The 3,363-nt window shown below is 58.2% G+C and carries 4 protein-coding genes and 1 pseudogene; 2 read left to right on the top strand and 3 right to left on the bottom strand.

What is annotated here, in order from left to right:
* Positions 1–205, bottom strand: a pseudogene (locus tag MRY75_RS16150) (hypothetical protein); the annotation flags it as partial.
* A gap of 184 nt (positions 206–389) precedes the next feature.
* Here MRY75_RS16150 and MRY75_RS16155 point away from each other — a divergent pair.
* Positions 390–668 (top strand): hypothetical protein, encoded by a 279-nt coding sequence (locus tag MRY75_RS16155; RefSeq protein ID WP_292309035.1) that lies wholly within the window; start codon positions 390–392, stop codon positions 666–668.
* A gap of 72 nt (positions 669–740) precedes the next feature.
* Here the strand turns inward: MRY75_RS16155 and MRY75_RS16160 are convergent, their stop codons facing one another.
* Both MRY75_RS16160 and MRY75_RS16165 read right to left on the bottom strand, forming a co-directional pair.
* Positions 741–1,997 carry a type II toxin-antitoxin system HipA family toxin gene (locus MRY75_RS16160; protein ID WP_292309036.1) on the bottom strand — a complete coding sequence of 419 codons (1,257 nt, stop codon included), beginning with the start codon at positions 1,995–1,997 and terminating at the stop codon, positions 741–743.
* A 3-nt stretch (positions 1,998–2,000) separates the two neighbouring features.
* Complete coding sequence (locus tag MRY75_RS16165; RefSeq protein WP_292309037.1) at positions 2,001–2,441, bottom strand: helix-turn-helix transcriptional regulator; 441 nt, start codon at positions 2,439–2,441, stop codon at positions 2,001–2,003.
* Positions 2,442–2,552: 111 nt separating this feature from the next.
* On the opposite strand from MRY75_RS16165, the gene MRY75_RS16170 reads away from it, so the two are divergent.
* Positions 2,553–3,209 (top strand): hypothetical protein, encoded by a 657-nt coding sequence (locus MRY75_RS16170; RefSeq protein WP_292309038.1) that lies wholly within the window; start codon positions 2,553–2,555, stop codon positions 3,207–3,209.
* Positions 3,210–3,363 lie beyond the last annotated feature (154 nt).

The raw sequence follows: 3,363 nt of genomic DNA on the forward strand, positions 1-3,363 counted from the left end.
CGCGGAGCTTGAGGACGCTTCGGCTGGTGACGAGCATCTTATCGTCACGCCCATCAGTGGCGACGGCGCGGATGACCCACGAGCCGTACCAGCTGTTGTGGCGCTTCTCCGCTCTCTCCTTGCAGACCACCTCAATGAGGTAGCCCTCGGCGAGCAAGCCGCGCAGTCCGTCTTCAGTGACCACATTCGGTGCTTCTTCTATCATGACCTCCCCTGGGCCCTCCTCATCATGAGTATCGGCCCGCGGGGACATTTCCACACGGGCGATACAAGACAACATAAATGACTGCAAGACGATTTATTTGAGTTGACGAACCGTCTTTGGCTGCAATAGGTAGCTACCGCACGAAACCATAAATTTGAAGTGGCAAAGGAGTTTTGCCCTGCGCATGTTTTGTGCATTTCGATACGGTTTGCTTGGTCTTGTTGTGCCTCTCGCGTCGATTGGCCAAATCGCCAATGCATGTATCGCGCCGGAACGGCCCTTCCTGCCTGAGCGGTCCGAAGACATTCGAGAATATGCTGATCTGCTCCGTTCTGATTTCGAGGGCTACATTGCCGACATACAAGAATACTTCCGCTGCTTGGACGCCGAGCGCCAACGCGCCTTTCACGAGGCACAGGAGGTTAGCCGGGACTACGGAAGGCTGGTCGAGATATTGGAATGACTCTTCGTCGTCTCCATGTTGGAGACTTTGAAAGCAGACACTATAGGGATTTAATGTCCGCATAAACGGACATTAAAGCGTCAAAGCCTTCTCCAGATCGTCGTGCTCGAATGCACTTTCGAGATAGTCGAGCTCGCGTGCCGGAGCCCCGACTTGATGCGCAACTTCGCGCCACGTCGCTGTCGCTCTCGCCACTTCAGAGACGATTTCCCGGGCGTGTTGGGTGCGGAGGCCGAATTCAGCTGCCACGGCCAACACCAGGTCAATGTCACAGGTCCCGTCGTCGAAATCGATCCGTGTCTGCAGGACACGCGGTTTTTCCAACTGGGACGTCGGGTTGATGTCGAACGCCGGCGACAGCCGCCATCCAGCTGGCCCATCCCATAGAAACCCGTGATTGCGCATATGGTCGTCCGTATTCGACACCAAAACAGTGAAGACAAGGCGGCGATAGAGTTCTTCACGATCCCTGGCAGCCTGGCTGCCAGTCCTGGTGATCGCGTCTACGATCTCGAGATAGCTGCCAGATACGCCATCCCGGTTCTGGGTCATGGTCATGGCTGACATATACGGGATGCGTTCGCCTGCTGCGCGTCGGTCAAACCGGGCGCTCAGGTAGACCGGCTGGTCACCGATGTTTGCCAGAGAGTGGTCAGCCATGGTCAGGCCGGCCCGATCTGCCAATCGCGCGGCGACTTCCTCCCAGCGTTCCTTGCTGTAATCGTCGTCAGCCTTGGGAAACTTGGCGATCGAGAGCTTGCCCTGCACATCATAGACCGAGCATTTTGGGCGTGCACCGCCAAGCGATGCCCCGGGCGCAAAAATGAGATCGAGGTCCTCGTCTCGTTCCTCGCCAGCTTCGAAACGCCCGACTGCGTCGAGAAGACGCTGGAGCGCGATGTACCCTGGAACGCCATCTTGGATGGGTGCTGCATAGTCGGCATCGCCACGCCATCGCAGCCGCAAGGCTCCGATGCGGCTGACATCGGAGACACCCATAAGATAATCCGTCTCGAACAAGGTCCGAACCGGACGTTCCTCCCGCGCTGCGCGGCGCCGTTCCCGACGCCGCATCAAGGCACGGCCCCAGTTGTCTGGGGCACTGTCGCCAAGGGCAGGAAACATCTCTCCGTTGCCTGATGGCACAAATGGCCCGGGCGAGAGAGGCGCGCCCTGATCAATAGCAAACCGCTCTGGCCGGTTCAGCCAATCGTCCGAATATTCGAAAACGACGGTTTCGCGCGCCCGGGATGGCACACAACGCATGGTCCCGACAGGTACCAACGCACCATCGAGCTCGATGTCGATTTCGACGACCCGATCTGCCATGGCCTAGCTGCTCTCCTTGGAGCCAGGCTTCTTGCGCGCAAGAACCGCGCGTTTCGGCAAGCGCTCAAGAGCTGCATGTGCACCTTGGGGATCGTTCCTGGCATCAGCGAGATCTGCAAATCCATCCATCAGGTTCAATGCTTGCAGCACAGCCGCATAGATGCCGATGGACACGCCAGCATCACCTTTTTCGATCTTGTGGTAGGTTGAGCGCACAATCCCCGCCCGTTCGGCGACAACAGACGCCGGCAAGCCGCGGCGCAAACGTGCGTCACGGATATCGGACCCGAGCTTGCGGATCGCCCGCTTGGCTGCGGGGGGCGGAAGGTATGACGCAGGCAATGCTTCTATCCTCGGTCTTATTGCGGCCTTTATGTATGCATAAGTAGACATAAGGCAAGTGATTGAGTCTCGCTGACTGGCTTCTCCGAGCAATTGCCGCATCCAAACCATAGATCCTGAGCCTTCGAGCCGGATATCCAAATCAAAGAAATCCGATTGCTGTCAATCGTGTTGTATTGTATTCGCGCGAATAGTTTTGTGGGGAGTCGATACATGAGACGCCATATCGTGCGGCTGGCGATGGCCGCGACATTGACGCTTTCGGGCCAAGTTCCTCTTGCGACGCCCGCAAGTGCCTACCAAGTGGATTGCGCCATCCTGCTCTGTCTTGCTGGTGGCTGGCCAGCATCGGCACCTTGTGCCCATGCTCGAGCCGTATTCATACGCCGGATCACCCCTTGGCCCATCGAGCCGCCGCTCCAGATATGGCGCTGCCCAATGGGGGTGGCGTTCTCTCCTTTGGAAAGCCCCGGACCGGCCGAGCGCCTGTTCGACACCGCATTCCAAGCCACCCTGCCCCGGCAGTCCTTCCCGGACGACGGACAGGTGATCAAGGTTCAAACCACGGATGGCGCCGACATCGACATCTCAGGCGACGCCTTTGATTTCGTGCGCAGCATTCGCGTCTATCACATCCAGTACCGCCAGCACGAGAACCGAGATGGTGACTGCAATCGCAGCGACTCCACGCGATTGGGGTCCTACGGCGTGCAAGGCGGTTACCGATGGACAAGATCCAACGTGGGCCAAGTGCCGGCTGCATCTGGCCTGAGCATTCCGAATGGATGCGGCAGCTACTTCTACCGCTCCGTCTTCGTCGACTGGCGTGATCACGCTGGGAACTATGGTTCTGAAGAAGTTCGCTACTGACAAAATCTGCGCGCGGTTTTGCCGCGCTCATCATCTCAACCCCGCACGGGAGGCTGTGCAAAACCCCTGAAAAGGAGACGACGCCAGACCGTGAAGCCTGACGCCGTGCTAGAAAACTCCGTGAACAAGAGTTTCCTAGCGCACCGCTAAAACA

The sequence above is a fragment of the Marivita sp. genome (genome assembly GCF_022763305.1).
Taxonomy (GTDB): Bacteria; Pseudomonadota; Alphaproteobacteria; order Rhodobacterales; family Rhodobacteraceae; genus Marivita.

What these genes read in the sequence shown, in the direction of transcription:
- MRY75_RS16155 (WP_292309035.1), top strand. Translation starts at nt 390, where the DNA reads ATGTTTTGTGCATTTCGATACGGTTTGCTTGGTCTTGTTGTGCCTCTC.
- MRY75_RS16160 (WP_292309036.1), bottom strand. Translation starts at nt 1,997, where the DNA reads ATGGCAGATCGGGTCGTCGAAATCGACATCGAGCTCGATGGTGCGTTG.
- MRY75_RS16165 (WP_292309037.1), bottom strand. Translation starts at nt 2,441, where the DNA reads ATGCGGCAATTGCTCGGAGAAGCCAGTCAGCGAGACTCAATCACTTGC.
- MRY75_RS16170 (WP_292309038.1), top strand. Translation starts at nt 2,553, where the DNA reads ATGAGACGCCATATCGTGCGGCTGGCGATGGCCGCGACATTGACGCTT.